This window comes from Clostridium sp. LIBA-8553 (assembly GCF_057782465.1).
The window spans coordinates 2,518,462-2,544,644 of the sequence record NZ_CM173489.1 but is presented as its reverse complement, the minus strand read 5'-3'; the positions used below and the strand labels follow the sequence as shown (position 1 = coordinate 2,544,644).

The 26,183-nt window shown below is 29.2% G+C and carries 24 protein-coding genes, 1 pseudogene and 1 riboswitch; of the genes and pseudogenes, 19 read left to right on the top strand and 6 right to left on the bottom strand.

The genetic code is table 11. The features are described from left to right. The 6 genes and pseudogenes from AC2JAQ_RS11290 to AC2JAQ_RS11265 all read left to right on the top strand — a co-directional run bounded on the left by AC2JAQ_RS11290 (position 1) and on the right by AC2JAQ_RS11265 (position 6,291). A complete protein-coding gene (locus AC2JAQ_RS11290) occupies positions 1–390 on the top strand; it encodes a YxeA family protein (RefSeq protein WP_488456534.1) in 390 nt (129 codons plus the stop codon). Positions 391–637: 247 nt separating this feature from the next. Continuing rightward, positions 638–1,939, top strand: a complete 1,302-nt coding sequence (locus AC2JAQ_RS11285) for a pyrimidine-nucleoside phosphorylase (protein WP_488456533.1) — start codon at positions 638–640, stop codon at positions 1,937–1,939. Between the two features lie 306 nt (positions 1,940–2,245). Further along, positions 2,246–3,451: pseudogene (locus tag AC2JAQ_RS11280) on the top strand (D-alanyl-D-alanine carboxypeptidase family protein); the annotation flags it as partial. 939 nt (positions 3,452–4,390) lie between these two features. Next, entirely contained in the window at positions 4,391–5,137 is a 747-nt protein-coding gene (locus tag AC2JAQ_RS11275) for a segregation/condensation protein A (protein WP_488456532.1), read from the top strand. Then, on the top strand, positions 5,130–5,726 hold the full coding sequence (scpB, locus tag AC2JAQ_RS11270; protein ID WP_488456531.1) for an SMC-Scp complex subunit ScpB: 597 nt from the start codon (positions 5,130–5,132) through the stop codon (positions 5,724–5,726). Before AC2JAQ_RS11275 ends, scpB begins: the two co-directional genes overlap by 8 nt. A 244-nt stretch (positions 5,727–5,970) precedes the next feature. Then, positions 5,971–6,291, top strand: coding sequence for a DUF3784 domain-containing protein (locus AC2JAQ_RS11265; protein WP_488456530.1), 321 nt, complete (start codon positions 5,971–5,973; stop codon positions 6,289–6,291). Between the two features lie 277 nt (positions 6,292–6,568). Here the strand turns inward: AC2JAQ_RS11265 and ytfJ are convergent, their stop codons facing one another. Beyond that, positions 6,569–6,985 (bottom strand): GerW family sporulation protein, encoded by a 417-nt coding sequence (ytfJ, locus tag AC2JAQ_RS11260; RefSeq protein ID WP_488456529.1) that lies wholly within the window; start codon positions 6,983–6,985, stop codon positions 6,569–6,571. A gap of 57 nt (positions 6,986–7,042) precedes the next feature. Then, on the bottom strand, positions 7,043–7,618 hold the full coding sequence (locus AC2JAQ_RS11255; protein ID WP_488456528.1) for a DUF2953 domain-containing protein: 576 nt from the start codon (positions 7,616–7,618) through the stop codon (positions 7,043–7,045). A 147-nt stretch (positions 7,619–7,765) separates the two neighbouring features. Between AC2JAQ_RS11255 and AC2JAQ_RS11250 the strand changes: the two genes are divergently transcribed. The 3 genes from AC2JAQ_RS11250 (at position 7,766) to AC2JAQ_RS11240 (ending at position 11,738) form a co-directional block, all read left to right on the top strand. Then, entirely contained in the window at positions 7,766–8,641 is an 876-nt protein-coding gene (locus AC2JAQ_RS11250) for a D-alanyl-D-alanine carboxypeptidase family protein (protein ID WP_488456527.1), read from the top strand. A gap of 342 nt (positions 8,642–8,983) precedes the next feature. Further along, positions 8,984–9,964: a sulfide/dihydroorotate dehydrogenase-like FAD/NAD-binding protein gene (locus AC2JAQ_RS11245; protein WP_488456526.1), complete on the top strand. Its 981-nt coding sequence runs from the start codon at positions 8,984–8,986 to the stop codon at positions 9,962–9,964. Positions 9,965–10,460: 496 nt separating this feature from the next. Further along, positions 10,461–11,738 carry an FAD-dependent oxidoreductase gene (locus tag AC2JAQ_RS11240; RefSeq protein ID WP_488456525.1) on the top strand — a complete coding sequence of 426 codons (1,278 nt, stop codon included), beginning with the start codon at positions 10,461–10,463 and terminating at the stop codon, positions 11,736–11,738. A 347-nt stretch (positions 11,739–12,085) separates the two neighbouring features. Here AC2JAQ_RS11240 and AC2JAQ_RS11235 read toward each other — a convergent pair whose 3' ends face one another. Next, a complete protein-coding gene (locus tag AC2JAQ_RS11235; RefSeq protein ID WP_488456524.1) occupies positions 12,086–12,289 on the bottom strand; it encodes a permease in 204 nt (67 codons plus the stop codon). A gap of 494 nt (positions 12,290–12,783) precedes the next feature. Between AC2JAQ_RS11235 and AC2JAQ_RS11230 the strand changes: the two genes are divergently transcribed. Then, positions 12,784–13,209, top strand: a complete 426-nt coding sequence (locus tag AC2JAQ_RS11230) for a hypothetical protein (protein ID WP_488456523.1) — start codon at positions 12,784–12,786, stop codon at positions 13,207–13,209. Positions 13,210–13,258: 49 nt separating this feature from the next. On the opposite strand, the gene AC2JAQ_RS11225 is transcribed toward AC2JAQ_RS11230, so the two are convergent. Both AC2JAQ_RS11225 and AC2JAQ_RS11220 read right to left on the bottom strand, forming a co-directional pair. Beyond that, the gene (locus tag AC2JAQ_RS11225) at positions 13,259–13,774 is read right to left on the bottom strand and encodes a GNAT family N-acetyltransferase (RefSeq protein ID WP_488456522.1); all 516 of its coding nucleotides are present in this window, start codon (positions 13,772–13,774) and stop codon (positions 13,259–13,261) included. Positions 13,775–13,997: 223 nt separating this feature from the next. Further along, complete coding sequence (locus tag AC2JAQ_RS11220; protein WP_488456521.1) at positions 13,998–14,612, bottom strand: hypothetical protein; 615 nt, start codon at positions 14,610–14,612, stop codon at positions 13,998–14,000. Between the two features lie 332 nt (positions 14,613–14,944). Here AC2JAQ_RS11220 and AC2JAQ_RS11215 point away from each other — a divergent pair, with 332 nt between their 5' ends. From AC2JAQ_RS11215 to AC2JAQ_RS11205, 3 genes are all read left to right on the top strand, one after another. Beyond that, positions 14,945–15,727, top strand: coding sequence for a conserved phage C-terminal domain-containing protein (locus tag AC2JAQ_RS11215; protein WP_488456520.1), 783 nt, complete (start codon positions 14,945–14,947; stop codon positions 15,725–15,727). A gap of 84 nt (positions 15,728–15,811) precedes the next feature. Beyond that, positions 15,812–17,110, top strand: a complete 1,299-nt coding sequence (locus tag AC2JAQ_RS11210; protein WP_488456519.1) for a DnaB-like helicase C-terminal domain-containing protein — start codon at positions 15,812–15,814, stop codon at positions 17,108–17,110. A gap of 121 nt (positions 17,111–17,231) precedes the next feature. Continuing rightward, positions 17,232–17,762, top strand: a complete 531-nt coding sequence (locus AC2JAQ_RS11205) for a PH domain-containing protein (protein WP_488456518.1) — start codon at positions 17,232–17,234, stop codon at positions 17,760–17,762. 214 nt (positions 17,763–17,976) lie between these two features. Here AC2JAQ_RS11205 and AC2JAQ_RS11200 read toward each other — a convergent pair whose 3' ends face one another. Continuing rightward, the gene (locus tag AC2JAQ_RS11200) at positions 17,977–18,471 is read right to left on the bottom strand and encodes a GNAT family N-acetyltransferase (RefSeq protein ID WP_488456517.1); all 495 of its coding nucleotides are present in this window, start codon (positions 18,469–18,471) and stop codon (positions 17,977–17,979) included. A 424-nt stretch (positions 18,472–18,895) separates the two neighbouring features. Here AC2JAQ_RS11200 and AC2JAQ_RS11195 point away from each other — a divergent pair, with 424 nt between their 5' ends. The 6 genes from AC2JAQ_RS11195 (at position 18,896) to AC2JAQ_RS11170 (ending at position 26,041) form a co-directional block, all read left to right on the top strand. Then, the gene (locus tag AC2JAQ_RS11195; RefSeq protein WP_488456516.1) at positions 18,896–20,974 is read left to right on the top strand and encodes a molybdopterin-dependent oxidoreductase; all 2,079 of its coding nucleotides are present in this window, start codon (positions 18,896–18,898) and stop codon (positions 20,972–20,974) included. Positions 20,975–20,986: 12 nt separating this feature from the next. Next, positions 20,987–21,400 carry a 4Fe-4S dicluster domain-containing protein gene (locus tag AC2JAQ_RS11190; RefSeq protein WP_322502800.1) on the top strand — a complete coding sequence of 138 codons (414 nt, stop codon included), beginning with the start codon at positions 20,987–20,989 and terminating at the stop codon, positions 21,398–21,400. Between the two features lies 1 nt (position 21,401). After that, positions 21,402–22,625, top strand: a complete 1,224-nt coding sequence (locus AC2JAQ_RS11185; protein WP_322502799.1) for an NAD(P)/FAD-dependent oxidoreductase — start codon at positions 21,402–21,404, stop codon at positions 22,623–22,625. A 401-nt stretch (positions 22,626–23,026) separates the two neighbouring features. Then, complete coding sequence (gene mobB, locus AC2JAQ_RS11180; RefSeq protein ID WP_488456515.1) at positions 23,027–23,509, top strand: molybdopterin-guanine dinucleotide biosynthesis protein B; 483 nt, start codon at positions 23,027–23,029, stop codon at positions 23,507–23,509. A gap of 27 nt (positions 23,510–23,536) precedes the next feature. Beyond that, positions 23,537–23,777, top strand: a riboswitch (molybdenum cofactor riboswitch). 396 nt (positions 23,778–24,173) lie between these two features. Continuing rightward, positions 24,174–25,394, top strand: coding sequence for a molybdopterin molybdotransferase MoeA (locus AC2JAQ_RS11175; protein ID WP_488456514.1), 1,221 nt, complete (start codon positions 24,174–24,176; stop codon positions 25,392–25,394). A 53-nt stretch (positions 25,395–25,447) separates the two neighbouring features. After that, entirely contained in the window at positions 25,448–26,041 is a 594-nt protein-coding gene (locus AC2JAQ_RS11170) for a molybdenum cofactor guanylyltransferase (RefSeq protein WP_488456513.1), read from the top strand. Positions 26,042–26,183 lie beyond the last annotated feature (142 nt).

The following is a 26,183-nucleotide window of genomic DNA, read 5'->3' as shown; positions in this document are numbered from 1 at the left end:
TTGAAGTACATAAAAAGATTAATTATAGGTATTTTTACAGTATCAATGTTATCAGGAATGGTTGGATGCACAAAGCTTAATGAAATAAATACTGATAAATTTTATGTTAAAATAACACAGGATGGTAAGGAGCATAAAGAACCCTATATCAAAGATGGAGAAAGAAAAGAATTCATTTATTATCAATATGAAGATGTAAAGGCTTATGATAAAGATGGAAAAGGAATAAAGGTTAGATTTTCATCAGATAAAAAGCAATTAAGAAAAGATGCATATTTAGAAATAAGGGTTAAAGATGTAAAAGATAATTCTGTAAATGAGATTATTAGCTATAAAGAAGTTAATCCTGATGATGTGCCAAGCAAGGCTAAAACTGAACTAGATAAGTAAGAATAAAAAGAGGAAAGGCTTTCATAAAAGTCTTTTCTTTTTGCAATTTTTAGAGGATTTAAACTGGCATTTAATAAATAAATTTGTGAAATTTTTACGATTTTATAATTTAAAAAAGAATAATTAATTAATTCTTTAAAAACATATCATAAACAAATGTAGGTAAGTACTTGTAAATAGGGATTCTCTTTGATAAAATGAAGTTGTGAAAAGGTTACCATAAATTGATGATATGGAGGAAAAACTTATGAGAATGTATGATTTAATATTAAAAAAGAGAAATGGTGGAGAACTAAGTACAGAGGAAATAAATTTCTTTGTTGATAAATATACAAATGGTGAAATACCAGACTATCAAGTAGCAGCTTTATTAATGGCTATATATTTCCAAAAAATGAATAAGAGAGAAACTTCAGATTTAACTATGGCTATGGTTAATTCAGGAGATATATTAGATTTAAGTGAAATTCATGGGATTAAAGTTGACAAGCATTCAACAGGAGGAGTTGGAGATACAACTACTTTAGTTTTAGGACCTATGGTTGCTGCTTTAGGAATTCCTGTGGCTAAGATGTCAGGAAGAGGTCTTGGACATACTGGTGGAACAATAGATAAATTAGAAAGTTTTGATGGATTCTCAGTAGAAATGACTAAGGATCAATTTATAAATAATGTTAATAATATAAAGTTAGCAGTTGGTGGACAAACAGGGGATTTAGCTCCTGCTGATAAAAAACTTTATGCTTTAAGAGATGTTACTGGAACTGTTGATAATGTATCATTAATAGCTTCAAGTATTATGAGTAAAAAGATAGCAGCTGGTGCTGATGCCATAGTATTAGATGTTAAGGTTGGAGATGGAGCATTTATGAAAACTCCAGAGGCAGCTAGAGAGCTTGCAACTGAGATGGTTGAAATAGGTAAACATGTTGGAAGAAACACTGTTGCCATAATCTCAGATATGGATCAACCTTTAGGATTTGCTGTAGGTAATGCTTTAGAAGTTAAAGAAGCTATAGAAACATTAAGAGGAAATGGTCCTAAGGATCTTTTAGAACTTTGTTTAACACTTGGAAGCAACATGGTTGTTTTAGCAGGTGTTGCTAAAGATACTGATAAAGCTAGAAAGATGTTAATGGAAACAATAACTTCAGGAAAAGCAATTGAAAAATTAAAAGAGTTTGTAACAGCTCAAGGTGGAGATGCATCTGTTATCGATGATACTTCAAACTTCCACAATGCTAAATATGTTATTCCAGTTAAAGCTACTAAGTCAGGTGTTGTAAGCAAAATACATGCTGAAAATATAGGATTAGTTGCTATGGAACTTGGAGCAGGAAGAGCTACTAAGGAAAGCATAATAGATTTAGCAGTTGGTATTGTTCTTGAAAAGAAAAGAGGAGACAAAGTTAATGATGGAGATATCATAGCATATATTCATGCTGATGATGAAGAAAAAGGTAAGAAAGCAGTAGATGGACTATTAGCTAACTATGAAATTTCAGATTCAGTAAAAGATATCCCATTAATATACGATATAGTTAAATAGTTTTAATTCAATAAAATAGCTTTAAAGTGAGTTGGATTATTGTTAGGTATAGCTTAGATTATAGTTACGCATCACAATCTTTGAAACTATATCTGCCAAGGAATCCAACCACTTTATATAAATAAATTTCAAAAATCTTATTATTACATTAATGGTTTTAAGATGAGTAGAAATTTAAATTTTAGATACTCATTATATATTTCTCATAAAAGTTATCTTGTGCAAATTAAGTACAGGATAACTTTTTCTTTTTTGCTTATAATTTATTTCTTTTAGGAGAAAATAAGCAGGAAAGGAGGAGATATTATGAAAAAATACATAAGAAAAATAGCAGCCTTTGCAATATTTTTATCTTTATTTAGCATGTTTTCTTCTGTTCCAGTAAAAGCTGAAGAAGCAATAGATGTAGAAGCAAAATCAGCACTTCTCATGGAGGCTAGTACAGGGAAAATAATTTATGAGAAAAATGCTAATGAAAAATTTGCACCTGCTTCAGTAACAAAAATCATGACAATGCTACTTGCTATGGAAAAAGTAGATAGAGGAGAAATGAAACTTTCAGATCAAATCACAGTTAGTGAAACAGCTAAGAAGATGGGTGGAAGTACCATGCTTTTAGATACTGGGGAAATCAGAACTGTTGAGGAGATTATAAAGGGAATTGGTATTGCTTCTGGTAATGATGCAGCTGTGGCTATGGCTGAATATTTAGGTGGAAGTGAAAGTGGCTTTGTTGAAATGATGAATAAAAGAGCTCAAGAGCTTGGAATGAAAAATACTACATTTAAAAACTGCACAGGACTTCCTATTGATGGGCATCTTTCAACTGCATATGATATTTCTATAATGTCTAGAGAACTCTTAAAACATCCTACTATATTAAAATATACAGGAACTTATATGGAAACTATATCAGAGGGAAGAAAGAGTCCTATTGAACTTGTTAACCATAATAAATTAGTTAGATTCTTTAAGGGATGCGATGGTCTTAAAACAGGATTCACTAATGAAGCTAAATATTGTATTTCAGCTACTGCAACTAGAGATGGTGTTAGAATGCTTTCTGTAATTATGGGAGCTCCAACATTTAAAATAAGAAATAGAGATGCTAGTATGCTTATGAACTATGGTTTTTCTAAGTTTGAAAGTAAGCAGGTAGCTAAAAAAGACTGTGATGTTGAACAAATTCCTATGAGTAAAACTGGTGATAAGTTTATTATAGGAAAGGCTAAAGATGATTTAACTCTAGTTTGTCCAAAGGGTATGAGTGATAAAATAGAGAAAAAGGTTATTTTAGATGAAAGTAAGAAAAAAGTTAAAGAGTTTGAGACTGTCGGATACTGTGAATATTATTTAAATGGAGAACTTTTAGGTAAAGTGGATCTATATTCAGATAGAGATATGAAGATAGGTGGAATTATTGACAGTGTTAAATTTAAGTTTAAAAACTTCTTTAATGGTGAAGAAGAGAAGGTAGAAGAAAAGAAAACCGAAGAAAAGACTAGCGGAAAAGTAGAAGATGACAAGTCTAAAAATGATATAAAAGAAGAAAAAACAAATGCTCCGAGCATAGAAAAAGAAGACAAAAAAATTAAAGAAGAAAAAGCATCAAAAGTAAGAGATGCAAAGAAAGATGATAAAAAACAAGATGAAAAGAAAACTAATTCAAAAGTAGACGAAAAATCAGATAAAGAAAAAAATGATTCAAAAGTAAAAGATAAGGTTAAAGAAGAAGAGTAAGACTATATTTAATTTATATTAAGATAGGGAATTATTATGAAAGATAAAAATGTAACCAAAAAAGAACTTGAAAATTTAGTTGAAGTATTGAATAAGAGAGCAAAAGATAAAAGTAAAACAAATAAAAATAATTAAGTTTTAAATTATTAGACATTTTGAGTGGTTTGATTAGAAGTTAAAATATAAATGTTCATAAGCTGAAAAGAGTAACAACTGGCATATAGTCGACCTATGCCAGTTGTTTTTTTAGGGCCTGTTTTAGGTCAATGTTAATTTAAAGCTAGCACCTCAGAACTAGCTTAATTTTAAGTGAAAATCAAAATTTTCAATTTTGTATTTTGAACTTACACATTTGAGTGAAGCGAAAATGTGCTTCCTAAGAATAATATTATCTATTCCAGAATAATAGCTAAGGCTTCTAAACTAGCTTCGCGTCGAACAAAAGAAGCCTCTTAACGCTATTAATCTTCCATATATAATGAAACTCTAATTGCTTATTAAGATGGTCTTACGGTTCTATCTAAAAATCAACATTAGTTTAAAAACATAGCCCTTTATAAATATTCTAAGTGTTTTAGGTGAAGATTTATTTAAAAAAGGATAAGTTTATTAATGGTAACTTTAGCTTTATCAGTGATGTCAATTGCTTTTTTAGGGGATAGTTGTTATGATATTATGTGAAGTTTTGAATAGTAGGAGAAAAAATAAGCTATGGAAATGCCAATTATCAAACTTAAAAACTTTGATGGACCTTTTGATTTGCTTTTGCATTTAATCAAAAAGAATGAAATGAGTATTACTGAGATAAAGATTCATGAAATTACAAAACAGTATTTAGAATATATAGCCCTAATGAAGGAACTTGATTTAGAAATAACTTCAGAGTTTATAGTTATGGCAGCCACTTTAATAGAGATAAAATCTAAGTCCTTACTTCCTAAGATGAAAGTTGAGGATGAGGTTGATGAGGAAGACCTTCAAAAGATATTAATGGAAAAACTTCAAGAGTATAAAAAGTTTAAGAAAATAAGTGCTTATTTAAGAGAAAGAGAACTTTCTACGGGAGAAGTGTTTACGAAGAAAGCTGAAATTATTGAGGTTGAAGTGGACAACAAACTTGATGAAGATTATTTTAAAAATATAACTATGCTTGATCTTTATCAGCTTTATAATAATTTAATGAGAATTTACGGTGAAAAACAAAACGTAAATGTCATGGAAAAAAAGATAAGTGTAGATAAGTATAAGATTACTGATAAAATTAATTTCTTAAGGGACAAACTAAATGAAAAGAGTGTTATTAGGTTTTCTGAGTTTATACCACAATGTGAGTGTAAGCTAGAAGTAGTTGTTACTTTTATGGCTATGCTTGAACTGATTAAGAGAAGTGAGGTTAAAGTTGTTCAGTATGAAAACTTTGGAGAGATTATGATGGAGAAGGTGATAGTTAATGAGTGATATAAACCAAATAGAATTTAGTGAGATTTCTAGAAAAGATGAACTTATGTCTATTATAGAATCGCTTTTATTTGTTAGTGGTGAACCCCTAGCTTTAAAAGATATATGTAGAATCGTAGAAGAAGATTTTAAATACGTAGAAGATTTAATGAGAGCGCTTATGAATATATATAATGGTGATGGAGCAAGAGGGATAAAGCTTATTAGTTTAAATGGAACTTATCAGCTAGTCACTAAAACAAAAAATAGTGAATATGTTCAAAAGCTTTTAAAAAAGAATGTTAGACAATCATTATCTCAAGCTTCTTTAGAAAGTTTAGCTATTATATGTTATAAGCAACCTATCACTAGAGTAGAGATAGATGAGATAAGAGGAGTTAAGAGTGAAAGTGCCATACAAAGGCTTGTTGAAAAGAATTTAGTTGAAGAAACAGGAAGATTAGAAGTACCAGGAAGGCCTATACTTTATGGTACTACAGATGAGTTCTTAAGACATTTTGCTTTAAATGATTTGGGAGATCTTCCATCTATAGAACTTTTTAGTGACGATGAAGATGAAGTGGCAGCAACTGAGAATGAAGAAATTTAATAATTTTGAGTTGTAAGGTTTTAAAAACTTTAATTTGAACTTAGATTTATTAGTAAATAAGTATGGCTAGAATTCATAGACTAAAATATCTATGAATTTTAGTCTTTTTTTGTGAGGGATTTCTTTAATATAGGTATGGATTTTTAGAGGGAGAATGAGTATTTTTAGAATTAATCATTGAAAGTAACCAATTAGAACATTATAATTGGTAAAAATACCTAAAAAGTAAAAAGGAAGTGGTTATATGGAATGGGGAATAATAATTAGTGTTTTAATAATTGCTCTTTTTGTTGTCTTAGGCATTAGCTTTTATATGGGAAAGGGGCTTTGGCTAATAGCTGGTTATAATATAATGTCTAAAGAGGAAAGAGAAAAATATGATATGAGAGCTGTAGGAAAATTTATGGGTAAAATAGCTTTCGTAATTGCTTTTTCCATATCATTTTGGTTAATTGGTGAAATTTTAAGTTTGAAGATTTTATTTCATTTAGGGACCATAGTATTTTGGGCAACTATTATATTTACCTTGATATACTTAAATACTAATAAGAGGTTTGTTAAATAGATTTGAAAATATATAAATTAAAAAGGTAGAGAAGTATTAAACTTTTCTACCTTTTCAATATTTTAATAGCAAAAATAACTCACTAAATTATTAAGTTTCTGATTTCTTACTCCCTGCGAAGTAAGAATTTTAGGTTTTAGGTTGTTTTATTATGGAGTTTGGTTAATTGATTTTATTATATTAGAGGGTATTTATCTATAATAGAGAACTCTCCAATAAAATCAGGAATATTTATTAGAAACTATTTAGTGAGTTATTTAAGGCTATAGCAGGCACTTTAATCGCAATCACAAGACTCTTTTTTTAGATCGCTTTTTTTATAATTTATGTCCTTAAATATTTCTATTATTTGTGGTATACTATCTACTATTCTGTCGTAAGTATTAGTTTGATTTACAGGAAGAAGTCTTACAGAATCTCCTTTTAAAACTAAGAATGCAACTGGCTTTACACTAACGCCAGCTCCAGAACCTCCCCCAAAAGCAAATCTATTTTCTTGCTTTTCTGGCTCTTTATTTGGAATTTCTGAGCCACCAGAAGCGAAACCAAAAGATACTTTTGAGATTGGAACTATGTAGCTTCCATCTTTGGTTTCAACTGCATCTCCAACCACAGTATTAACATCTATCATGTCACGAAGATTTTCCATTGTTGTACCCATTAAATTCTCTATTGGGTGATTTGAGTTTGTCATTTTAAAAACCTCCTAAAATATATTTTGAGTTTATGCCATTTAAAAATAAAATATTTCTTACTTTGTTAAGCTTATTAAATATATAAAGCATATATATATAATTTGAGCGAAATTTGTGGTAATTATACCTTCAATTTCAAAAGATAAGGAATTATTATCATTAAATTTAGGTTTTATATTTTTAGAAAATTTTTTTAAGTTAAAAAATGAATCAAAAATTAAGAATAATAAAGATAAAATTTGATGTATAAATCCATAGGTTAAAGCGGTTAAAGCAGCATCTTCTGTTGAATATGTTAAACCAAATGAAAATTTTAAAGAAGGTTTAAATCTATTTCCAATCAATGATTTGAGTAATCTAGTTACATTTATTCCATAATCGGTTTTTAAAAGTCTTTTTTTTTCATCCAAAGGTTTCTTAGAAGATTTTTCTGAAGGAGATTTTTCACAGTATTCTTTACACTGTTTTTTATGTTTATATTTAATAAATCTACGTAAAGAAAATACTTTGAATTTATAAAAATAAATATTTACATCTTCTTCTGAACCAATTACTTTTATTTTAATTTTAATTGGACAAAATATTAGAACTAGAAGTAGGAATAATATAAAAAATAAAAAAAATTTTAGCACGCCATAAACCTCCTTAACATCTATACATTATTGTCAATAATAGCTTAAATTATCCAAGAATATACTAGGTTATTAAACTTATAACTTGGAAAACTAATAAGACAAGGTTTGATAGAGAAAAAAATTAATTTTAAGGAGAGATATTTCATGAAAAAGAAGATTTCAATTCTTATGATTTTTTTAATGGTAATATCTATGAGCACTAACGTTATTGTTCTTGGAAAAGATTTTGATATTCCTAAGGAAATATCAGTAGGAAGTCTAGATATTAAGTACGGAAATGGAAAACAGTGCAAAGATATTGCTCCAGATGCTCATTTTGCTATTGCTTATGATGCTAAAAACAAAAAGATTTTATATGAAAAAGGTGCCTTTAGATGTGTGCCAATGGCTAGTACAACTAAAATACTTACAGCCTTAGTAGCTATAAATTATTGTGATTTAGATGAAGAAGTTACTATATCAAAAACAGCAGCAAGTATTAGAGGGTCTAAAGTTGGATTTAGAGCTGGAGAGAAGGTGACTATGAGAGAACTTCTTTTTGGGCTTATGTATAAATCAGGAAATGATGCAGCTATTGCTATTGCAGAGCACATTGGAGGTAGCGTAGAAGAATTTGCTATACTTATGAATGATTTTGCTAGAATGCTTGGACTTAAAGATTCAAACTTTCAATCCCCTCATGGATTAGACAGCCAAATGCACTTTTCATCTGCTTATGACTTAGCTGTTTTAATGTCAAAGGCTATGGAAGAGCCATTCTTTAGAGAGATATCAGGAACTAAGGAAGTTGAAGCTACAAAATATGATTTTACTAGAAGCTATAATAACATAAATAAAATGTTATGGAGATTACCAAATGCTAATGGAGGAAAAACAGGCTATACTGGTCAAGCAGGAAAATGCTTAGTAAGTTCAGTAGATCATAATGGAAGAAACATAATTATAGTTGTTTTGAATTGCCCAACTAGATGGGAAGCTACTGAAAGAATTTATAATTATGTAAAAGAGAATTATTCTTAAAATAAAAGGTGTTATATGAAAAGTAACTTAAAATAAAACTTTGATATAACACCTTTTTTATTGTAGAGATGGCTCTAAAGTTTAATATAAATATTCTTGTAAAGCCTCTAGAGTGGAGAAGTTCTTCAAGAATAATTAATTTGTTTCTCATATATCATAATTCCATTTTAATTTTATTATAACAAGAACAGGTTAAGCATTTAGGATGTAAGGAGAAAAGCTTTAAGTTTTAAAAAATTTTAGGAAAATTTTTTAAGATTAGATACTTATTAAGGAATTTTTGTAACAACTTTTAATTGAATTGTATATTTTGATAGTAAGAACTTATATGGGAGGGTTTTTATGGATTATGAAGTAATTGATTGTATAGATGCTGGTACGGAATTTTGTCCTTGTCACTTAGCAGAAGAAGGGGAGTGCATACTTTGTTCGCAGCTTCATGGAAAGTGTTTTTGTGATTGTGTAAACTGGAAGGGAGTTTGTATATACGAAGAGTTTGCAAGTAATGGATTTAAGGCTAAGGAAGGGAGAAAAACCTTCATCTGTAAGGTTATGGATGCCTCAGAAGTTGAGGATGGACTTTTATTTATTGAGTTCAGTGCACCGCATAAACTTTGTATTGACTTACTTGGACCGGGCAAATTTATTTTTATAAGGACTAAGGATAATCCATTTTTTGATGTACCTATATCTGTTTTAGAATCTGATGCAGATAAAAATATAATAAAAGTACTTATTGAAGTTAGAGGAATAAAAACTAAAAGGCTCTTAAATACAGAGATTGGTGGAGAAATAACCATAAGAGGGCCTTATTTTAATGGAGTTTTTGGAATTAAAAATATAAATTCAACTAAGAATGGGAAAGCCCTTGTATTGTGTAGGGGAATTGGACTAGCACCAGCAGTACCTGTTATTAAAAAGTTAGTCAATGAGGGAAATAAGGTTAAAATTCTTTTAGATAAAGCACCTTTTGAGAAGAGTCATATAGAAAAATATTTAGAGGAATATGATGTTGAATATATACCTATGAATTTAATTACAAAGGGTCAAATATCAGAGGAAGCTAAAGAATTTATTAAAAATGAGGGAGCGGATTTAATTCATTGTGCAGGAGCGGATATTTTAACCTATAACCTTATTGAATATTTAAATGATTTAGGTGATGAAACTACTAAGGTATCTTGTTGTAATAATGCAAAGATGTGTTGTGGAGAAGGGGTATGTGGAAGCTGTACAGCTAGATTTGCAGGGCATAAAGTAAAGAGGCTTTGTAAGACTCAAAGTGATCCTAGAAAGATATTTGAAGATAGAAGGTTTATTTAATAGGCTATATTTTAGGTTAATGTTGATTTTTAGCTAGACTTTCAGACCTAGCTTAATTTCGCAAAGTATTGCTATCATCTACTCCAGAATAATAGCTAAAGGTTAAGTGAAAGTCCAAATTTTCAATTTGGTATCTTGAACTTATGCAATCGAACATAGTGAGATTGTATTCCTTACAAAAATAAGAAAAAGCTTCTTAACGCTATTATTCTTACGGATATGATGCAATACTAACTGCTCACTAAGATGGTCTTACAGTTCTATCTAAAAATCAATACTACTTAAAGAATAGAATCTGAATAAAAAAAGTTCGGTTTGAAATTTAATTTATAAATTAGTTAGGCTAAAGAATTTAAAAAAGTTTAATGAAGCTAAGTTTAATTTGCTGAAAGTTATGAAATAACTTTGATTTATATTAGCTTAAAGTTTCAATAATTTTAAAAAACTTTAGCTGGGGAACTTCAAAAAAAGCTTATTTAGAGAAGGGAGAGTTTTTATGAAAGTTGTTGTTATTGGTGGCGGATGGTCAGGGATTGCAGCTGCCATTGAAGCTAAAAAAATGGGAGCAGATGTAGTGCTTTTTGAAAAAACAGATTTACTCCTAGGTCTTGGTAATGTAGGCGGAATAATGAGAAATAATGGAAGGTACACAGCTGCGGAAGAACTTATAGCTATGGGAGGCGGAGATTTAATAGAAATAACTGATAAGTGTAGTAGGCATAAGAATATACCTTTCCCAGGTCATGAGCATGCTTGGCTTTATGATGTTAACCTTATAGAGGGAGAGGTTAAAAGATATGTACAAAGTTTAGGCATTGAAACTAAGATGGTTTCTAGAGTTATTGATATTAAACAAGAGGAAGATAAGATTTTAGGTATATACACTAGTGATGGTCAATATTATCCTGGTGATATCTTTATTGAAGCAACAGGTTCAACAGGACCTATGGGAAATTGCTTGAGATATGGAAATGGATGTTCAATGTGTGTATTAAGATGTCCAGCCTTTGGACCTAGAATTAGTATAAGCTCAAGATGCGGAGTAGAAGATATTCAAGGGGAAAGAGTTGGAGATGAACTTGGTGCATTTAGTGGTTCTTGTAAACTAGCGAAGGAAACACTTTCAAAGGAAATAAGAGAAGAGCTTGATGAAAAGGGATGTGTGGTTATTGAAGTTCCAAAAGAAGATGTAAATTATGATAAGTTAAATGCAAAAGTTTGTCAGCAATATGCTCTTAAAGAGTTTGCAGAGAATGTGGTGCTTTTAGATACAGGACATGCTAAGCTTATGACTACTTATTATCCTCTTGAAAAGCTTAGAAAGATTAAGGGTCTTGAAAATGTTAAATATATTGATCCATATGCAGGTGGAAAGGGTAACTCCATAAGATATTTATCAGTAGCACCAAGAGATGATAATATGAAGGTTAAGGGTGTTACTAATCTATTCTGTGCTGGAGAAAAATCAGGACTTTTTGTTGGTCATACAGAGGCCATTGTTACGGGAACATTAGCAGGTCATAATGCAGTAAGACAGTATCTAGGTATGCCTTCTTTAATACTTCCTAGAGCTACTGCCTTAGGTGATATAATAGCATTTGCTAATGAAGAGTCACAATCTAGAGCAGGAAAGAAAATTAGATATACTTTTGCAGGATCAGTTTACTTTAATAGAATGAAGGAATTAGGACTTTACACTATAGATAGAGAAGAAATTCAAAAGAGAGTATCTCAGCTTAATTTAACTGGAGTTTTTAGTAAAAAGCTTGTTTAATTAGCTTATAGTAGTATAAATTAAATAGAATTTGTAAAGAAACTTTAATGTAAAAAGACTAGTTAGGATGGTATCTTAGCTAGTCTTTTATTTTTGGCTCTGTTTTAGATGAATGTTGATTTTAGCTAGCCCTTCAGACCTACTTAATTTCGCAGAGAGTTTCTATTATCTATTTCAAAATAATAGCTAAGGCTTTTAAACTCGCTACCGCTCAAACAGAAAAAGCCTTTTAACGCTATTATTTCTCCATAGATAAAGAAACTCTAAACTGCTTATTAAGATGGTCTTACAGTTCTATCTAAAATCAACACTAGTTTAAAACATAGACTTATTTTTTGATATAAAACTTAATTTTTCTTTCTAATTTCATTAAGTATTATTGCTGTTGAAACGCCAACAACTGAAGCTAAAAATAATATTGCAAAAAATATTCCGTAAAGATAAGAATATAATATTTCGTTAGTAAAAAAATTTGCACAAGATACAGCAATTAAAAAACCTAAAACATATATGCCAATGCCTATCAAAATATATTTAGTTATTTTATTCATATCTTATTACCTACTAACATGTATTCAAGAATCACAAACATCACTCCCATCAAATGTAAATTAAAGTATATTTTATATTCATATACTTTGGTTTACAATAGAATTTGTGCAATTTGTAATAAATTAACTAATTATTAATATATCATATATTTATAATCATAGTTCTAATTCTGAAATTCGATAAAAGCATCAAATTGCTTATTCTTGTTTGAAGGGGATACACAATTGATGTTTTGGATGCTTTTAGGGTAACGAAGGAATTAAATTTCTCTTTGTTCTTTTTATTTTAATATAGTTATAAGTTTATTATATTTTTATAAATTAAATAAATAGTAGGAAGTTAAGATGATAGAATTAATTTATGTACAGTATAATTTATATAAATTAATTAAAGGAAAGCTTACTAATGAAAAATTGGTAATCAGGAAACTAAAAAAAGGGTTATTTTTTTATATTATAAGATTAGGGTATATGGGAGTATTAGGAGGAGTTATATGAAGATATGTAGAAGATGTGGAGAGGTGAACGAAGATAAAAATTTAATCTGTAAAAATGCAGAATGTTTTAGTAGAGAATTTGATGATTATGAAAAAGTAAGCAATGATGTGAAAAGTAACTTGAGAAATAAAGCTAAGATAAAGAAAAATTTAGAAACAGGTATTTTAGTGGTGTATTTCTTAATCCTTTTAATTGTAGGAACTTTTAATTTTAAAGAGTTAATGCTTTCTAAGGTTATTGCAGCTGTAGCATTAAGTATTATAGGAATTCTTTGTGTGAAATTTACAGGTTTTATTTTTGAAATTCAGTATGTTTTTTCTTTAAGGGATTCTAACAGGGAGAATATGTCTGATATGTATGATAGCTATTTAAAGTTACTTGGTATTTTAGCTTTAATATATTCAGTTTATTTATTATTTTAAATTATAGTATAGGTGTATTAGTAATACACCTATGCTATACAGATAATGCTTATTTGTCATGTGTAAAATCTTTAGATAAATATAATACTAAGTCATCATCATTTTTACAGTCAGCGTACTTCTCTAAGACCATATTATTATACCAAACCCCACTACCATCGGGAACATAACCTCTTTTTACATACATTCTCTGTGCAGGACCGTATCCGGAATGAAGTCCTACACCTAAACAAATCTTGTCAGAATATTCTTTAACAACGTTTTCGATTTTATTCAGTAATGCTGTTCCTATTCCATTTTTCTGATATTTTTCAAGAACATTAAAGTCACGAACAGTAGGAATATTCATGTTTGCAAAAGGACCATTTTCATCATTTGGAAGGAGTGTTGCATATCCAAGTACTTGATCTTCCATAGAAGCTACAAAAATTCTTCTGTCACCGTTTTTTTGTTCTTTATAATACTTTTCAAATAATGAAATTGGCTTTTCCCAGCCTTGTAATTCAAAAGCTTTATTAAATTCAAGTATATCTGATTTAAGCATATTTCTAATTTGAATATTCAATATTTTCACCTCATATTATATAAATTATCTGTATATTATCACATTCAAAATAACCTTTCAATTGTAAGTAAATATATTTTTGTACAAAAACAAGTGCTATGTACTCTTTAATATAAGGTGAAGAAAAATTTAACCCTCTTTCTTATTAAAAAAGAGGGTTAAACTAATTTTATATTTATAAGTATCAACACTTAAAAATTTTGATAATATCTTATTTTTAAACTTAAAAGTTATTTATAGCTTTTTCTTCTGCTTCAGATAAAGATATTAAATAAAGAATTACAAAGGGTTTTATTAAAAAGTTTAATACTTCTCCTACAAAAGGAAGAAGATTAACCCAAAGAATAAATATCATTGCAAAAATAACATAAATATAGTTCTTCTTGTTTACTATGGTGTGCCCTGAGATTGATATAATCATAAGTGGAGTTATTATAGCATTTATTAATAAACCTAATAAAATTAAGGCTGTTACTGGAAATTTAAATGGCAATGCTGTTATTACAACTCCTATCATAGAATTTAAAAAGGCAATAAGTATGTACCAAAATGCTCCTAGTTTTAATTTTGATTTACTAAAAACAAAAATATCTTTAAAGCTTAGATGAATATCTTCCTTAGAACACTTATCTATTGAAACTATAACACCACAATCTATTACAATAGTAAGTACAATAATGAAAAGACTAAAAATTAAATTAGCTATTTTTATTGATCCTATTGATAATACATATAGTATAAAATAACTTAAAAGGCATATAAGAAATATATTTTTTTTGTTCCCTAAAAGAACATTTTTAAAAATGCTCATGATATCTTGAAATCTAATTCTTTTCATATTTTTCTCCTTAAAATTTAAATCTTATGTAATTTTTTTTCATAATGTTATTATAATGCATTAAGGACAATAGTACTAATACTTAAGTTGATATATATTAGAAAAAAGGATTATTTATGTAAAACTAAATATAAATTCAGAGCAAAAAGATTCTATAAAAGTAGTTACACACAAACTACTTTTATAGAATCTTTTTTTGGAGAAAATTACAAAAATAAATTTTTTTAAAATTTCTACACCTGAAAGGCAAAGTTAAAAGTATTTATATAGTGAAAGGGATTTTAACATACAAATATATAAATTTTTTAGGTGTTATTTGGGGAGGGGAGTTTATGAAGTTTACTTATTTAGGATTTAATCAAAAAAAGGCTTTAGAAATGGGATTAGATTCAATTGATTTAGGAATATTAAGATATTTTGTAAATTTCATGGTGACAGGAGCTATGATTAAAAGAGAAATTGATGGTGAATTTCTTTACTGGATGCAGTATGAAAAATGTTTAGAAAATGTACCAATCTTAGGAATTAAAAGTAAATGTGCATTAAAAAGAAGGTTAAATAAATTAGTGGATGCTGAAGTATTAGTTTTTAAATTGATCAAAATAGGTGGGACCTATACTTTTTATGGAATAGGAAAGAGATATGAAGAGCTTATTTTTCATAATAAACAGATGAAAAAAGAGAGTGTAGAAATACATAGGGATTCTTATAGAAAAAAGCAGTCCGCTGAAAAGCAAAGAGGGGTCGGCTCATATGAGGAACCCCCTTCTGCTGAAAAGCTGAACCAAAATATTAATCTATTAAAAAATAATAATATATATACTTCTGTAATTGAGTATTTAAACAAGAAAACAGGAAAGAGCTTTAAAAGTAATACAACAAAAAGTAGAGAACTTATTAGGGCAAGAATTAGAGAAGGCTTTCATGAAGAAGATTTTAAAAGAGTTATAGATAATAAGGTTAAAGCATGGCTTGGAAAGGAGCAGGAAAAATATTTAAGGCCAGAAACTCTTTTTGGAAATAAATTTGAGGGATATTTAAATGAGGGTTTAGGAAAAGACTTTAACAAAGAAGAAAATTCCTGGGAAGGATGTAACAGTGATTTTTCCTATTAATGATTTTAAAACATAATCTAAAAATATATTTGTAGTCAATTAGTTTGTATTTGAGAATTAAATACTTTTAAGGGGAGAGAGAATATGAGTTTAAAAGAGAATATTATAGCTTGTGAGAAAAATATTTTAGGAACAATAATTAGAGATAATAATTATATGGTTAAAGCCTTGTTTACTTTAAGTGAAGATGACTTTTTGAGTGGAGCTAATAGACTTATATTTAAAGGGATGAATGAGCTTTATTCAAATAATATTCCTTTTGATTTAGAAGTTTTAATTAATAAGCTTATGCAATTCATAAAAAAAGGAGCTTTAAGTATAACCTATGTTACAGAAGTTTCAACTCACTGTGTTCCTTCAAGTTTTCAGAGCAATCTTAAAATTGTGAAGGAAAATAGCAATGAAAGAAAACTTTATGAAGCCTTTCATAAGGTTAAAAATAGTGATGATTCTATTGAGAAAAAGATGGAGTATGTACAAAATGTATTGGCTAACATAAATAGAGTGAGAGAGGAAAATAAGATTTATTCTATGGAAGAGATGCTTGATACATCCCTGAAAAGAGCAGAGGAAATTAGAAATAGTGAAAGTGGTTATGCTGGATTTATCACTGGGCTTAAAAGTGTTGATGAGGCAAGCAATGGCTTTGAAAGAAAAAAATTTACTATTATTGGGGCTAGACCTTCCATGGGTAAAACAGCTTTTTCTTTAGAACTTTTAGAAAGGCTTAATGGAAAAATATTATATATACAGCTTGATATGTCTGTATCTGGAATGGGAAGTAGAATTTTAGCTAGAAATACTGATTTAGAAAATGGAAAGATATCAAGGGGAAGACTTAATGAAGAGGAAGAAAAAAGGGTTAAAAATGTTTATGAAAGATTAAAAAGCGAAAAAGATATAACAATATATGAGCCAGACTCCATAACAATGCCTCAAATAAGGCTTTTAGCAAAGGAGATTCAAATTAAAAAAGGTGGCTTAGATATTATAATAATTGATCATGTAGGCATGATTAGACCAGTAACACAAGGTTCTGTATATGAAAAGAAAACAGAGATTTCCCATGGATTAAAGTCTTTAGCTAAGGAGCTTAATGTTGCCATGATAGGATTATGCCAGTTAAATAGAGGAGCAGAACAAAGAGGTGACAAAAGACCACTTCTAGGAGATTTAAGAGATACTGGAAGTTTTGAAGAGGATGCTGATATTATAATGCTTCTTTTTAGAAAGGGTTATTATAAACCTAGGGAGGATAAGAAGAATTTGAAAGAAGATGTTTTAGAAGTTAACTTTGCAAAGTGTAGAGATGGAAGAACTGGCATCATTAAGCTTAAATATAATCTTGAAACACAAAGACTTTTTGAGTTAAATGAAAAATAATATAAGGTTTGGGTTTAGAAATACTAAGTATAGCATAATAAATTTTAAGATTGGGTGTGAATGAATTATTTTAATTGATTTCCATATAATGTTATAATGATTAATAAAAGGGGGCTGCGGTATGAGAAGGTTTGGAGAAAACTTAAGGAAAAGTGAATCAAAAAAAGAGTTCTTTACTGAGAGTATTAAGAGAAGAGAGAGCAATAAGGAACTAGAAGAAATTGAAAGAGGACTTCTAGAAGGAGAAAAGATTCAACATTTTATTTCAGATTTATATGGGGACAGCAATATGTTGATAATTTTTACTACTTCAAGACTTATATATGTGGACAAACGTTACGGGGAAACAAAACAAGAAGAAATTACTTTAAGTCAAATTAAATACATAGAGAGTGATGTTGATTTTGGCTATGGAAAAATAAGAATATGTTCTGAGAAAGTGGCCTTAGAGATTGAGAAAATAACTGAGTCATCCCTTAGAAAGATATTTTCAGTGATTAAAACTTCAAAAGAAAGAGAAGATGAAAGTGTTAAAAAGTTAAGAACGGGATTTAGTCTTACAGAGCAAATTGAAAATCTTACTATGCTAAAAGAAAAAGAGATTATTTCAGGTGAAGAATTTAATAGAGCTAAAAGTTCTTTGACTCATTAATTAATGAGTAAACTTTCAAGGTTGAATAGTTATTTGCCTTTTGGAACTTTATTTAATATTAGTCTTTAAAAGATAATAGTACAAATAGTGATGTTAGTATAAAAAGTCCAGCAATGATTGTTGCTGGACTTTAGTTCGTCATAGTATAAGATTATTCATTGAGTTAATTCAGAACAGCCTAGGTAAATTGGAATTTAAATTATTATATTATTAACTATATTTGAAATAGAAATTTAACTTGTGGTATTGATTTATCTACATTATTTTCGTCAATTTTAATTATTGTACCACCCATTTTACTATAAAACTGTTGTCCAGAAAAATTATATTTATTACATGAAACAATAAATTCTGTTATACCTTGATTTTTTAATTCATTTTTTGCAAATTCAAATAATTTTGAACCAATTCCTTTTCCCTGATACTCTTTTATTATATAGAGTAAACCTATATCATGAGTATATTTATCAAATGCTCTAAGAATCTCTCCACAACTCATGTATCCGATAATTTTTGATTCATTTAAAACAATAAATAACTTTTGAGATTGCTTTTTGATCATATCTTTAAATTTATTTTCATTGTAATCAATATCATATTTATCTAATTTATCATTGGGATAAATACCTCTATAAGTTGTTTCCCATACAACTTTTTTTAATATTGCTAAATTTCTGCAATCTTCATATGTTGCAAGACGAATTTCCATTTACTTTCCTCCTCTAGATAATTTTGTATCTATAGCTTGAATTAAATTTTAAACATTCTAAATAAATGTATTTTTGTCTATATGATAATTTGATATTTAATTATACCATGATTTTCATGAAATTATAATTTGTTGTAAATAGCTGTATAATTAATTTTTATATCTATTATATGTATATTTTCAATAGAAGGAGATTGGGGGATACTGGAGTTTTGTAGACCTTAGTTTTAGGGGAAATCATATCTAGTATATTTAAATTACTATATTTGATAAAATAAAAACAGGTACAAGCATTGCTTTCTAATAATATACACAAAAAGCGTGATAATTATCATATTATTTTAGGAAACATAATGTTATAATTCAATTAAGTATGATAAAAAATTAACAATGTTTGATTATGTTTATGAACGGAGGAAAATGTATGAAGAGAGTACAATCTACATGTAACTATTGTGCACTTGCATGTAATATAGATTTTTACACAGAAGATGGTAAAATCAAAAAAGTGGTTCCTACACCTCATTATCCAGTTAATAAGGGGTTTTCTTGTATTAAAGGACTTAATTTAGATAAACAATGCACTAAATTTAAAGGTTCAAAAAAGCCTTTACTTAAGATGGAAAATGGAGAGAGAAAAGAATTAGAATGGAATGAAGCTTTTGATCTGTTTGCAGAAAAAATGACAGCCATTCAAGAAAAGTATGGTAAAGAGAGCGTAGCTTATATAAGTACAGGACAATTACCAACAGAAGAAATGGCTCTTTTAGGCCATGTAGGAAGAACTTATATGGGAATCAATGGTGATGGTAACACTAGACTTTGTATGGCTACAGCAGTTGTTGCTCACAAGCAAAGTTTTGGATTTGATGCACCTCCATATACATTAAATGATTTAGAACTTTCAGATACTATATTTTTTATTGGAGCAAACCCAGTTATAGCTCATCCAATAGCTTGGGGAAGAGTTAGAAAAAATAAGGATGCTAAAATAATCACTATAGACCCAAGAAAATCTGAAACAGCTATGAACTCAGATATGTGGATTGATATAAAAACTAAGGGAGACTTAGCTCTTTTCTATACTTTAGCAAACGTGCTTATAGAAAAAGGATGGATAGATGAAGAGTATATAAATAACCATACTGAAGGTTTTGAAGATTTCAAAGAACATGTTAAAAAATATACTTTAGAAGATGTTGAAGAGAGAACTGGAATCTCTAAAATGAGAGTTTTAGAACTTGCAAAAATAATCCACGAAGGAAAGAGAGTTTCATTCTGGTGGACAATGGGTGTTAACCAAAGTTATGAAGCTGTTAGAACAGCCCAAGCCATAATAAACTTAGCTTTAATGACAGGAAACATTGGAAGAGAAGGTACAGGTGCTAACTCTCTAACAGGTCAATGTAATGCTATGGGATCAAGAGCATTTAGTAATACAACTGGTCTTTATGGTGGTGGAGAATATGACAATAAGGAAAGAAGAAAAGTTGTTGCTGATATTTTAGATATAGATGAAGAAATGCTTCCAACAAAGCCTACTCTTCCATATCCTGCAATTATAGATGGAATAAACAAGGGTGAGATTAAAGGATTATGGGTAGTTTGTACTAACCCAAGACATTCATGGACTAATAATGAAACATTTAAAAAGGCTATGGAAAACTTAGATTTCTTTGTTGTTCAAGATATATATGAAGATACAGATAGTTCAAGCGAATGTGATTTATACCTACCTTCAGTTCCTGCAATTAAGAAGGAAGGTGTCTTAATAAACACTGAGCGTAGACTTTCTGCCTTAGTTCCTGTTTTAGAGAAGGAAGAAGGAGAATTAAGCGACTATGAAATATTCTTAGGAATTGGAGAAGCTTTAGGAATGGGTAGCCTTTTAGATAAATGGAGAACTCCAGAGGATGCTTTCAAACTTCTAAGAGAATGTAGTAAAGGAATGCCTTGTGATATTACAGGGGTATCTTATGAAAGATTAAGAGGTTCTAAGGGACTTCAATGGCCTTGTAGAGAAGGAGAAGAATTAAAGTCAGATGAGAGAAGACTTTTTGAAGACGGAAAATACTATACTCCAAGTGGAAGAGCTAAATTTGTATTTGAAGATGTAGCTGAAAATCCAACTGCTACAAATGAAGAGTTCCCATTTAACTTCAACACAGGAAGAGGAACAGTAGGACAATGGCATACTCAAACTAGAACAAGAGAAATCCAGGCTGTAACTAACATAGTTCCAGAAGTGGCTTATATAGATATAAACAGAAAAGATGGAGAAAAGCTTGGCATAAAGCAAAATGATGAGGTGTTAGTTCATTCATCAAATGGAGTTACATCTAAATTCACTGCTAGATTAACTGATAATGTTAAGGAAAAAGAGTTATATGCACCAATACATTACATAGAAACAAATGCATTAACACCATCTATATTTGATCCTTATTCAAAGGAGCCTTCATATAAGACAGTTCAAGTTAATATAGAAAAGGTTAGAAAGTAGGAGGGATTTACTGTGAAAAGAATAAAAATAGATAGAGATAAATGTGTAGGATGTTTAACATGTACAACTGCTTGTATAGTTGCACATGATTCAGAGGACACAAGAAGTAGAATAGCTATAACAAGTGAAGGTAAATACACTCCTATTTTCTGTAGACACTGTGATAGACCAGAATGTGTTTATACTTGTATGAGTGGAGCAATGAAAAAAGATAATGAGACTGGTTTTGTAACTTATGATAAGTCAAGATGTGCAAGTTGCTTTATGTGTGTAATGGCATGCCCTTATGGTGTTTTAAAAGCTGAGCATGAAATGAATAAATATATAATGAAATGTGATATGTGTGCAAATACACCAGAAGGAACTCCTCAATGCGTTGCAAAATGTCCAATGGGAGCAATAACTTTAGAGGAGGTAGAAGAGTAATATGAGATATGTTGTTGTAGGTGCATCAGCCGCTGGAATAAGTGGAGCAAAAACTCTTAGAGAAATAGATAAGGATGCAGAAATAATATTAATATCAAAAGATGAAAATGTATATTCAAGATGTATATTACATCATTATATAAGCGGACATAGAGATGTTGAAGCTTTAGATTTTACAGACAAAAACTTTTTTGAAAAATATAATATAGAATGGAAAAAAGGTCTTGAGGTTACTTCAATAGACCCGATGGCACATATTTTAACTCTTTCAAATGGAGAAGAAGTTAAATTTGATAAAGTATTATTAGCTACAGGAGCTTCAGCATTTATTCCTCCTATAGAGAATTTAAGAGGAGCTAATAATGTAGTTGGCTTAAGAAATTTAGATGATGCTATCAAAATAAAAGAAGAGGCAGAAAAGGTTAAAAATGTAGTTGTTTTAGGGGCAGGACTTGTAGGAATAGATGCTATTGCTGGCCTTGTAGGAAAAGGACTAAATGTTACTTTAGTTGAAATGGGTGATAGAGTTCTTCCTATACAACTTGATAAATATGCTTCTTCAAAGTATGAAGAAAGATTTGAGAAGGCAGGAGTAAGCTTAAAACTTGGTGTTAGAGCGGAAAAAGTTATTGTTGATGAAAACAACAATCCAAAAGCATTACTTATAAATACAGGAGAAGAAATTCCTTGTGAACTTATAATAGTTGCTACTGGAGTAAGATCAAATGTAGCCTTCTTAAAGGATAGTGGAGTTGAAACTGATAAGTTTGGTTTAATAATAAACGAAAAAGGTGAAACTAATACAAGAGACGTTTATGGTGCAGGAGATATTACAGGAAGAAATCCAATATGGCCAACAGCAGTAAAAGAAGGTATAATAGCTGCTAATAATATGACTGGAAATGAGATATTCATGGAAGATTTCTTTGGTAGCAAAAATACAATGAACTTCCTAGGTCTTACAACAATGTCTTTAGGAAATGTAAATTCTCCAGATGATTCTTATGTAGAAGAAATAGAGATTGATGGAGAAAACTATAAGAAGATAATCCATAAAGATGGAAAGATATATGGAGCAATAATTCAAGGAGATTTATCTTACGCTGGAGTTTTAACTCAACTTATAAAAGAAAAGATAAATGTTTCAAGAGTTAAAAAGCCATTATTTGAAGTTGATTATGCAGACTTCTTTAACATAAAAGAAAACTTAGAATACACTTACTAGTGGCTAAAAGTAGAGCTCTGTTTTAGCATGGGTTGATTTTTAGCTAGACTTTCAGACCTAGCTTAATATCGCAAAGTATTGCTATCATCTACTCCAGAATAATAGCTAAAGCTTTTAAACTCGCTTCGCTCAAACAGAAAAAGCTTCTTAACGCTATTATTCTTACATAGATAATGCAATACTAGTTGCTCATTAAGATGGTCTTACAGTTCTATCTAAAAATCAACAATAGCTTAAAACAGAGACAAAAGCAAAAATATATTATAGATAATTAGTAAGTTATAATTTTTCAGTTAGTATTATAAAAGCTGAATTATCTTAAAAAAAGAGCTATAATTCTATTAAGTAAATATATCTTATATAGTTTGTGTATATATGCTTTGTTAGGAGGGAGTAGAGCCTTGGCTAAAATTATTAATGTGGTTGCAGGTTGCTCTAATACAGGAAAAACTGTTTTAATAGAAGGGCTTATAAAAGAGCTTAAAAAAAGAGGAAAGAGTGTTGCTACCATAAAACATGATGTTCATGGATTTGATATAGATAAAGAAGGAAAAGATACTTGGCGTCATAGAAAAGCTGGGGCAGAGGCTGTTATAATTTCCTCTAAGAAAAGAATGGCTTTAATAAGAGAAGTAGAGGAAGAAATTCCTTTAGAAGAGCTTATAGATCAGGTTAAAGATTTTGACTTCATAATAATAGAAGGTTATAAAAAGAGCCCATATAAAAAATTAGAAGTTTTTAGAGAAGGAGTTAGTAAAGAGATAATAACTCCAAAGGAAAAACTTATAGGAATTGCTAGTGATGCTCCATTATCACTAGAGGAAGTTAAAGTTGTTAATTTAAATGACTATGAAGAAATTGCTGACCTTGTAATGGCAGATTAGTATAAAAGTGCGTTAAAGCACTTAATATAAAACTTAACTCTCCAAGCTTAAAAATCTAAGGAGTAATATCTATGATTTTTAATCCTGGATTACTAATATATTATATACCTTATTAACATTAACTTTTTACTCAACAAAAAAATAAATGTTTAAGTAATATTATTTGGAATTAAATTTATTATAATTTTTTATTTTAGTAATCCACAGGGTAGGGTTTGAAAGAACTTTGCCTCCACGTACTTTGGGAAGGAGAATAAGCAAAACTTTGAAACTACAAAAGGCTTAAGAAATTTACAAAATAGTATATCTTAAAAACTCACTATTTAATTATTTATTGAAGAGTTTAATTGTTTAGGATTAAAGAATGATAATAAATAAACCTTGCTAAGTTAACTAAAATAACACTTATAATTCTTTAATTAGTAGACAGAGGTATCTGAATTTTGAAGATTTCATTGATTAGTTATGTTTTGAAGTTTCAGTGTTAGACGATGTTTTAAGTGAATATTGATTTAAGATAGGGCTTTAAGAAAGTCTTAAAAATCAACAATAGCTTAAAATAGAGTCTAATATTATGGTCTAAAAAGACTATTTAATGCTTATTATTCTTGTTTCTATAACAAAAATAATAGGCATTTTTATTTTGTAAAGGGATGGTGATATTTTGGAAAAATTTATAGCTTTAGAAGAAGCTCTTGAAATATTAAATAAGCATACTAAGGCTTTAAAAAGTGAGGTTGTTAGCATAAAGAATTCTTTAAAGAGAGTTTTATATGGTGATGTTAAATCAAAGATTAATAATCCTCCCTTTAACAAATCAGTTTTTGATGGGTATGCTTTTAAATCAGAAGATTCTAAGGGAGCATCAAAAGAAAATCCTGTAGAACTTAGAATAGTAGATGAGATATTTGCAGGAATGTGGCCTAAAAGAGAGATTAGAAAAGGTGAGGCTGCTAGAATCATGACAGGAGCTCCAATTCCCATGGGAGCAGATTGCGTTTTAAAACAGGAAGAAACACATAGAATAGGAATTTTAGTTAAAATATTTAAGGAAATGAAGACTTGTCAAAACATTTCCTTTATAGGAGAAGATATAAAAGAAGGAGATCTTTTAATTAAGCAAGGAAAAAGACTTGATTATGCTGATTTAGGCATAATGGCAAGTTCAGGTATAACTAATGTTCATGTATACAGAAAACCAAAGGTTTCCATAGTGAGCACTGGTGATGAAGTGTGTGATATACATTGCCTTTTAAAAGCTGGGAAAATATATGACAGTAATTTATATAGTTTAGGTGGAAGAATAGAAGAATTAGGATATGATGTTTTATCAATGGAGCATGTTGGAGATGATATTCAAGCCATAGGAAAGGCAATAGAAGAAGCTTTTCAGGAAGCTGATGTGGTTTTTACAACTGGAGGTGCCTCAGTTGGAGATAAGGATCTTATGCAAGATGTTGCTGAGAGTTTAGGTTTTGAAAAGTTATTTTGGAAGATAAAAATAAAGCCAGGTTCTGCTGTTGTTTGTAGTAAAAGAGGAGATAAGCTTTTAATAAGCCTTTCAGGAAATCCCAATGCAGCATTAACAACCTTTGAGTTATTAGGAAAACCAGTTCTTAAGAAGTTAGAAGGAGAAGAGGAATCTGTATGCATTAAAAGAGAAAAGGGAGTTTTAATGGATTCTTTTAATAAGAAAAGTCCACAAAGAAGGTTTTTAAGAGGAAATATAGTTTATAATGAAAGTGGAGGTAAGGTTTACATAACTCAGATTAAAAGTGGAAATGGAATTTTAAGTTCTCTTTTAAATGCCAATTGCCTAATAGAAATTGAGGCTGGAAATGAAGGCTTGAATACTGGAGACATAGTAAATATAATAAAATTATAATAAAAAACAATTTTGTTATAATTTGAAAAAAATATAGGAGCTTTATTAAGGTTATGAAAAAAAGTGCTGCTATTTTAGCAGGAGGAAAAAGTAGTAGGATGAATTATAGAAACAAGGCTTTTTTAGAGTATGAAAATAATTATTTCATAGAAAGAATAATAAAAGCCTTAGAGGATTATGAGGAAATAATAATTATATCAAACAATCCAGATGACTATAAAACCCTAGGATTAAAAGTTTTTAAGGACATATATCCTAATCAAGGTCCATTAAGTGGAATTCATTCTGCTTTAAATCATATTAAAAATGAGTATTGCCTAGTTGTTGCCTGTGATATGCCTTTTATAAATAAAAATGTAGTTAATTATTTAGGAAATATAAAAGAAGACTATGAAATTTTAATTCCTGAAGTAGAGGAAAGGTTACAACCTCTTTGTGCAATATACAAAAAAAGTTGCAAAGAACTCATGGAAAAAGAACTTATAAATAAAAGTAATAAATTAATAAAAACTTGTATGAAATTTAATGTGAAAATAATTAAAGAATTTCCTTTTATAGAAGAGATACATAAAAAAGAAATGAAGAATTTTTATAATATAAATACAGTTGATGAATACAAAAGTTTAATAGAAAAAGTAGAAGAATGATAACCTTTTATTACATAAGAAACACTAAAGGGAGGTGAACTGTTTAAAGTTATTTGAATTAATTAATATTTTAAGAATTAACTAAAAATTAGTGTTTATTTAAAATGGGGATTGAATTGAGAATAACTTATATAAACAGGAT

Coding starts and splice junctions, on each gene's coding strand:
- AC2JAQ_RS11285 (WP_488456533.1), top strand. CDS start 638: ATGAGAATGTATGATTTAATATTAAAAAAGAGAAATGGTGGAGAACTA.
- AC2JAQ_RS11275 (WP_488456532.1), top strand. CDS start 4,391: ATGGAAATGCCAATTATCAAACTTAAAAACTTTGATGGACCTTTTGAT.
- scpB (WP_488456531.1), top strand. CDS start 5,130: ATGAGTGATATAAACCAAATAGAATTTAGTGAGATTTCTAGAAAAGAT.
- AC2JAQ_RS11265 (WP_488456530.1), top strand. CDS start 5,971: ATGGAATGGGGAATAATAATTAGTGTTTTAATAATTGCTCTTTTTGTT.
- ytfJ (WP_488456529.1), bottom strand. CDS start 6,985: ATGACAAACTCAAATCACCCAATAGAGAATTTAATGGGTACAACAATG.
- AC2JAQ_RS11250 (WP_488456527.1), top strand. CDS start 7,766: ATGAAAAAGAAGATTTCAATTCTTATGATTTTTTTAATGGTAATATCT.
- AC2JAQ_RS11245 (WP_488456526.1), top strand. CDS start 8,984: ATGGATTATGAAGTAATTGATTGTATAGATGCTGGTACGGAATTTTGT.
- AC2JAQ_RS11240 (WP_488456525.1), top strand. CDS start 10,461: ATGAAAGTTGTTGTTATTGGTGGCGGATGGTCAGGGATTGCAGCTGCC.
- AC2JAQ_RS11235 (WP_488456524.1), bottom strand. CDS start 12,289: ATGAATAAAATAACTAAATATATTTTGATAGGCATTGGCATATATGTT.
- AC2JAQ_RS11230 (WP_488456523.1), top strand. CDS start 12,784: ATGAAGATATGTAGAAGATGTGGAGAGGTGAACGAAGATAAAAATTTA.
- AC2JAQ_RS11220 (WP_488456521.1), bottom strand. CDS start 14,612: ATGAAAAGAATTAGATTTCAAGATATCATGAGCATTTTTAAAAATGTT.
- AC2JAQ_RS11215 (WP_488456520.1), top strand. CDS start 14,945: ATGAAGTTTACTTATTTAGGATTTAATCAAAAAAAGGCTTTAGAAATG.
- AC2JAQ_RS11210 (WP_488456519.1), top strand. CDS start 15,812: ATGAGTTTAAAAGAGAATATTATAGCTTGTGAGAAAAATATTTTAGGA.
- AC2JAQ_RS11205 (WP_488456518.1), top strand. CDS start 17,232: ATGAGAAGGTTTGGAGAAAACTTAAGGAAAAGTGAATCAAAAAAAGAG.
- AC2JAQ_RS11200 (WP_488456517.1), bottom strand. CDS start 18,471: ATGGAAATTCGTCTTGCAACATATGAAGATTGCAGAAATTTAGCAATA.
- AC2JAQ_RS11195 (WP_488456516.1), top strand. CDS start 18,896: ATGAAGAGAGTACAATCTACATGTAACTATTGTGCACTTGCATGTAAT.
- AC2JAQ_RS11185 (WP_322502799.1), top strand. CDS start 21,402: ATGAGATATGTTGTTGTAGGTGCATCAGCCGCTGGAATAAGTGGAGCA.
- AC2JAQ_RS11170 (WP_488456513.1), top strand. CDS start 25,448: ATGAAAAAAAGTGCTGCTATTTTAGCAGGAGGAAAAAGTAGTAGGATG.